This window comes from Streptomyces sp. ADMS (assembly GCF_033441795.1).
GTDB lineage: Bacteria > Actinomycetota > Actinomycetes > Streptomycetales > Streptomycetaceae > Streptomyces.
Map to the genome: position 1 here is coordinate 1 of NZ_JAVFVX010000587.1, position 261 is coordinate 261.

The window sequence follows — 261 nt, forward strand, 5'->3', positions numbered from 1 at the left end:
GTGGGAGACACGATGAGTGGTCTGGTGGTCGTGGGTGTGGACGGGTCGGCGTCGGGTCTTGCCGCGGTCGAGGCGGCGGCGCGGGAGGCCGAGCTGCGCGGGGCGGGCCTGCGTGTGGTGCATGCGTTCATCTGGCCCGCGATGCACGTGCCCTTGGGCCCGTCGCTGCTGGGCCCGCCCGAGGGCGGGATCCGGAACATGGTGGAACGTCTGCTGGCCGAGGGGGTTGAGCGGGCGCGTGCCGTGGCGCCGGAGGTCGTT

The 261-nt window shown here is 73.6% G+C and carries 1 protein-coding gene; it reads left to right on the forward strand.

Features of this window, described 5'->3' with window-relative positions:
- Positions 1–12: 12 nt before the first annotated feature.
- Positions 13–261 (forward strand): universal stress protein (locus RB628_RS42095; RefSeq protein WP_318325852.1); only part of this gene is annotated, 249 nt, incomplete at its 3' end.